General features: G+C 37.0%; 4 protein-coding genes. 2 read left to right on the top strand and 2 right to left on the bottom strand.

Features of this window, described 5'->3' with window-relative positions:
* Positions 1-420: 420 nt before the first annotated feature.
* Positions 421-1,365 carry an aldo/keto reductase gene (locus EF384_RS09290; protein WP_123781406.1) on the bottom strand — a complete coding sequence of 315 codons (945 nt, stop codon included), beginning with the start codon at positions 1,363-1,365 and terminating at the stop codon, positions 421-423.
* Positions 1,366-1,482: 117 nt separating this feature from the next.
* Positions 1,483-2,295 (bottom strand): DUF1189 family protein, encoded by an 813-nt coding sequence (locus tag EF384_RS09285; protein ID WP_123781404.1) that lies wholly within the window; start codon positions 2,293-2,295, stop codon positions 1,483-1,485.
* A gap of 152 nt (positions 2,296-2,447) precedes the next feature.
* On the opposite strand from EF384_RS09285, the gene proC reads away from it, so the two are divergent.
* Together proC and EF384_RS09275 are read left to right on the top strand one after the other, a co-directional pair.
* A complete protein-coding gene (gene proC, locus EF384_RS09280) occupies positions 2,448-3,257 on the top strand; it encodes a pyrroline-5-carboxylate reductase (protein ID WP_123781402.1) in 810 nt (269 codons plus the stop codon).
* Positions 3,258-3,389: 132 nt separating this feature from the next.
* Positions 3,390-4,484: an FUSC family protein gene (locus tag EF384_RS09275; protein ID WP_123781400.1), complete on the top strand. Its 1,095-nt coding sequence runs from the start codon at positions 3,390-3,392 to the stop codon at positions 4,482-4,484.
* Positions 4,485-4,545: the final 61 nt, after the last annotated feature.

Here is a 4,545-nt window from a genome sequence, read left to right as displayed (position 1 = left end):
TATATCATATCATCTTCATTCAACGTTTGTCAATAGAAAGTTTAAAAAGTTTTTTAAAAGTTCAATGTTTAACGTCTCTTGTAGAAGCGACTTGAATATCATAACTTACTAGCTGACGTGTTGTCAACAGGTAATTTAAAATATTTTTCATTGTGATGGCAGCGTTTGAAACGCGCTCAAAACAACTATTAAACAATACCATGTATTCAATATGTAAGTCAATAATATTTTTGAAAAAATTCAAAATATTTTCTTACGTGATTACAATTGATAATTATTTCCGTAACAAGAATTATAGCAAGTAATTTCTCACCTTTCAAGCACAATTTGTTAAATTCTTGAAAAAATGTACTTTTATAAAGAAAAACGAACTTCCATCGCTGAAAGTTCGTTTGTTCAGATAATATCTCGTTGCTTAGCTTATGGTAATAAATTACCTGCACTTTGATAAATATCGTACCATTCTTCACGTGTGAATTGAATGTCACTACCTTTTGCGTAGTTTAAGATACGGTCAATGTTGGTTGTGCCCAATACGACTTGGGTGCGACCAGGAATACGCAAGATCCATGCAATAGCCGCAGCTTCTTTGTCGATACCATAGCGTGCGCCGACTTCTTCAAGTTTTTCGTTCAACTCTTTGTATGCTGGGTCATTAAAGAATACGCCATTTTCACCCTGAATTGGAGACCATGCTTGGACTGTCATATCATGTAGGCGCGCGTAGTCGATTAATTCTCCTGCACGATTGATTCCTTCATCATTTTTACGGTTTACATTGAAACCATAGTCTAATGCTAAGGTATGTGCTGGTGATAATTGGATTTGATTTGCTACGATGTCTTGTTTCACATAGCGTTTCAATAAATCTACTTGTAAAGGTGTATGGTTACTTACACCGAAGTGACGTACTTTTCCGCTTGCTGCTAATTCTTCGAATGCTTCCGCAATTTCTTCTGGTTCCCATAGTGCATCATTTCTATGCAACAATAGAATATCTAAATAGTCTGTTTGTAGTCGTTCTAGACTTTCATCTACTGAGGTTAGAATGTGTTCTTTTGAAAAGTCGAAGTAGTTACGTTTATTACCATTAATCGTACCTGGTAAGTAGATACCTACTTTTGATTGTAAAATGATATCTTCACGTTTGATGTCTAAGCCAGCGAATGCTTCACCAAATAGTTTTTCAGCACCACCGCGTTCTCTTACATAGATATCTGCGTGATCGAAGAAGTTTAATCCTGCGTCTACTGATTTTTGGATTAAGTCTTGCACTTCGGCTACGCTTTTACCTTCGATACGCATGCAGCCTACTGCTAGGTTTGGTACGAATAAGCCTGTATGACCAATTTCAACTTTTTTCATTATTTCTTTCCTCCATGTCGAGTAGCTTTTATAGAAAACGGTTTCTTATTCTATAAATAAATTATACCCTTTTCATGCTTATATGGAAATCATTTCACTTAATCCTACAATGAAGTATTAAATCATTGTATTTCGTTTGAATGATGTCTGACGGTATGACCAATACAACATCGCTATCGTCCCAATCCACAAGATTGGTAACATCACTGCCGCTGTTGGGAATACAGTTCCTACTATTATAGCCACAATTGCTGGGACACCCATGGCCATTGCTACCATACCGATACAGTATTCAAAAGAGAATAGATCATGGAAGTGGTGCTTTTGTAAGATATTTAAGCGACTCGCTACTAATAGTAATCCACCTAGTCCTAAAATAAAGAAAGTTAATTGTCGGGTCATCAGTAACATCTGCAAGTTTTGTGTGTTAATTTCAGAATGGTAATTTTGACGTAAACTTTCTACTAATTGACCATTGTCGCCTAGGTGGTCTATTAGATCTAAAGGCAGATTAGCAGTATAACGCGTATCACTATCTACTTGATAGACAAATTGATCTGGCAATATCAGCAGAATGGATTCATTATCTTTTAAGTAAGCTTCTATATTATCCGCACTTGGGATAAGCACTACATCCATTTTGTCCCCTTCGATAATTTGATCAGTTGTTTCTGATGCAAAAACACCATTTTCATAATTTAATGAGGCAAGTGTGCTTGCTGTATCATCCGGTAATGTTATAGTTAATTGCTCAAAAGCCTGGTTAACTGTGCCATCCTCGGTTGGTTGAAAAGTTGAATAAAATGGTATCGTCATCAAAATTGTCCATAAGACCATGACTACTATCGATTTCCACCATGTCATTTTATAACGATGATGGAAAATATTACTTGGACTGAAAATGTCACGGATATAATGAATAGGAAACATATATTTTGTTCGCTCCTTTTTTGTTATGCTTTCATTATAACGGACGATACAAAGATTGATAGCGATATTTAACTTAGGGCGAAAAATACATGCATGTGCTAGAATAAGCTAGAATAGGAAATATCATTATTTTTCCAGAAAGAAGGACGATTATGGGAACAATTGACAAGACGATTGCCATTATTGGTATTGGTAACATGGGTGGGGCTATTTTAAACGGCCTTATCAAAGCTGAAGAAGTAAATAACGCGCAATTACGCGCTTCACGTGCCAACGCAGAAAAAGCTGCAGCTGACAGTGAAAAATATGGTGTCCCTGTTTCTACGGACAATATTGCTACTGCTCAAAATGCAGATGTAGTGATTTTAGCAGTCAAACCTTATTTAATTCAATCTGTCATAGATGAAATTAAACCAGTGCTTAAAGCTGACACTATTGTGATTTCAGTTGCTACTGGTTATAGCTTAGCGAATGCGGCTGAACAATTGGGTGCTCAAGCAAAATTTGCCCGCGTGATGCCAAATATTCCAGCACAAGTTGGTGAAGGGATTTCTGGTGTCGTATTTAACGATCAATTAACCGATGAAGATAAAGCTTTGATTCTTCAAATCTTCAATACTATCGGTAGTGCAGAACCATTAAGTGAAACACAATTAGATGCTTTTACAGGAATTGCTGGTTCTAGTCCTGCAATTATCTTTATGATTATTGAGGCAATGGCAGATGCAGGCGTAGCGAAAGGTTTAACTCGTCCTCAAGCTTTAGCTTTTGCGAAACAGGCAGTTAAAGGTGCAGCCCAATTAGCCATTGAATCTGACTTGCATCCGGGTGCTTTAAAAGATGCTGTTTCAACACCAGGTGGTACAACAATCGAGGAAGTGCGTACGGCTGAAGCAATGAATCTACGTAGCACGATTATTGAAACAATGATTGCTGGGATTGACAAATCTGCTTCACTATAAGGCTATTTTCCAATGAAACGTAAGGAATAGGTAAATTTTCTTCGTGTAAGCTGATTTTCAGGTGATTTCATAGTAATATAGTATGAAAAGCCATTAGATGATTTTTAGAAAACATAAAAGGATTGAATAATAATGAAACTTGGCGCTCGAATGTTTAAAACGGGTCTTGGGGTGGCCCTGAGTATCTTGCTCGCGAACTGGCTCCCGTTTGTTGAACCTGCTATTCCTGCCTTCACTGCAATTCTAGGTCTTCAACAAACAGTCCGCGGATCAATTGATACCTTCTTTAATCGTGTTTTTGCTGCGATTTTGGGTGGGGTTGTTGCTGTATTTATGGTCCACTTCTTTGGTAATAACGCGCTTATTATTGGGGTGACCATCACCATGTTCATTGGTATTTTAAATGCCATGAAAATGTCTAATGTAATTTCTTTAGCAACCATTACTTTGGTAGTAATTATGCTGAATGATCCAAGCATGATTATGCAAAGTGCTGTTGCCCGTGTCATTGAGTCACTCTTAGGGGTAACTGTTTCACTTATCGTGAATGTGTTTGTTTTACCACCAAAATATGACGCTATCTTGTATGAAGATATTAATAAAACAACAAATGAAGTCTTGGTTCGATTACGTGCCATCCTTCGTAAAAATGGCGAATACTCTACTTTAACATCTGATATTATGTGGGCTGAAAAACGCATCGTTCATGCACAAGGTTTATACACCCTATTAAAAGATGAAAATGTTTGGTCTAAACGTAAGATTCCTATGTTAAAAAGAAAGCTTGTCGTTTTCCGGGCCTTCATTATGTCTCTTGAACAATCACTAGCGCTTTTAGCTGTATTACATACACACACAAATATCATGTTCCAATTGCCAGATGAATTGAGAATGCAAATTCGTGAACGAATCGAAACCCTATGTTCAGCCCATGAACAAATTTTCTTGAAGTTTGATGGTCGAATCTCACCGTTAGAAGTAAACTTCTTCCAACCAACACAGTATTACCGTCAAGAATTGATGGATAGTATCTTTGAATATGCTGCCATCAAACAAACTGCTACACAAGAAGAATTCGAACGTTCAAATGCCTTGATGTTAATCACTGGTCAACTCGTTTCATATGAAGAATCCTTAATTAAATTAAATACCCTAGTTCGTTCATACCGTATCCATCATGATGAAGATGATTACCAAGCTGACTCATTAGAAGGAATCGAAGGATAAACGGCGATTTCAATTGAAAATAAAAAAGGAGTCGAGAATTGAACTGCCCCCTGTCAAGCAG

This window comes from Aerococcus agrisoli, assembly GCF_003797145.1.
GTDB classification, from domain to species: Bacteria; Bacillota; Bacilli; order Lactobacillales; family Aerococcaceae; genus Aerococcus; species Aerococcus agrisoli.
The sequence above is the reverse complement of the archived record's forward strand: the minus strand, read 5'-3'. Positions and strand labels throughout refer to the sequence as shown.